The organism is Roseibacillus ishigakijimensis (assembly GCF_016595415.1).
GTDB classification, from domain to species: Bacteria; Verrucomicrobiota; Verrucomicrobiia; order Verrucomicrobiales; family Akkermansiaceae; genus Roseibacillus; species Roseibacillus ishigakijimensis.
This window is the reverse complement of sequence record NZ_JAENIO010000103.1, coordinates 1-1,174: the sequence shown is the minus strand read 5'-3', so window position 1 is coordinate 1,174 and position 1,174 is coordinate 1. Positions and strand designations below refer to the sequence as shown.

1 protein-coding gene is annotated in these 1,174 nt (G+C 55.2%); it reads left to right on the top strand.

What is annotated here, in order from left to right; genetic code table 11:
• The first annotated feature begins 96 nt into the window (after window positions 1–96).
• The gene (locus tag JIN78_RS16745) at window positions 97–1,170 is read left to right on the top strand and encodes an IS4 family transposase (protein WP_200393146.1); all 1,074 of its coding nucleotides are present in this window, start codon (window positions 97–99) and stop codon (window positions 1,168–1,170) included.
• Window positions 1,171–1,174: the final 4 nt, after the last annotated feature.

Here is a 1,174-nt window from a genome sequence, read left to right as displayed (position 1 = left end):
CACACTACACGACAAAAATCGAGCACGTAACGCACTGAAAATAAGGAAAAAATACGCAAAAAAGGCTTGCAATGTCGGTGGCCGCCCAAAATTGGGATGCTCCATGACCATCTCATTAATCAGTTCGCTCCCCTCAAACTCAACCTCGCGCGCCTTAAATGCCTCAGCCTTCTCGCGGCGAGTTTGCTGCGCCATCGCACCGTTAACCTCACCCTCCTCGCCACCGAAAATCTCACCGGGGCCACCAACGAAAGTTGCTACCGGCGCTTCCAAAGATTCTTCCGCGATTGCTCTCTGAGTCCCGATATCATCGGCCGTCTCGTCCTCGCCAAAGTCCCGCGTCCTGAAGGCGGCTGGGTCCTCTCCATGGACCGCACCAACTGGAAATATGGCCAGCGGCACATCAACATTCTTACTATCGGTATAGTGGTCAACAAGGTCGCCATTCCCATCGCCTGGAAGGTCCTTCCGCAGTCCACCAAGCGCGGCAACTCCAGCACCCGGCACCGCATTGCGCTCTGTCAAAAAGTCCTCCAAATGTTGCCGTCCGAAGACATTCGCGCCCTCGTCATGGACCGCGAATTCGGTGGTAAAGACTGGCTCGAATGGCTTGATAAACAGGGAGTCGGATACATCGCACGCATCAAGACCAACATCATCGTCGGGAACAAACTGGCCCGCGAACACCGGGCCACGGGCAAGGGCAAGAAGGCCGCAGTCCGAAAGAAAATCCTCGGCATGAGCCTCTTTTTTGCGAGCAAAACCATCACCAGCAAAGGCCGTCGCGACGAGCGGCTGCACCTCATCAGCAACCGCTTTTATGGAGCGGAAGCGCTTGAGCTTTACAAGCTGCGCTGGGGCATCGAGCAGCTCTTCAGCCATCTCAAGAAGCGCGGATTCAATCTCGAGGACACGCATATGAGCGATGCCAAAAAGCTCGAAAAACTCTTCGCGGTGGTCACGCTGGCCTTTCTGTATAGTTATGGATGGGGCTGCCATCTGCGGACCACGCGCAAGACTCCCAAGGCGATGGCCCGCAAGAGCCTCTTTCGTCAAGGTCTGGAAAGTATCCTTCGCCTCCTTAACAATCCCCACCTCAAGGCCAAGGACCGCAACGAGTTTCTCGCTTGGCTCAAATCGCCTTTTCACCCCTCAATTTTTGTCGTGTAGTGTG

Excerpts from the sequence above, each read along its gene's own strand:
- JIN78_RS16745 (WP_200393146.1), top strand. The coding sequence starts at position 97 with ATGCTCCATGACCATCTCATTAATCAGTTCGCTCCCCTCAAACTCAAC.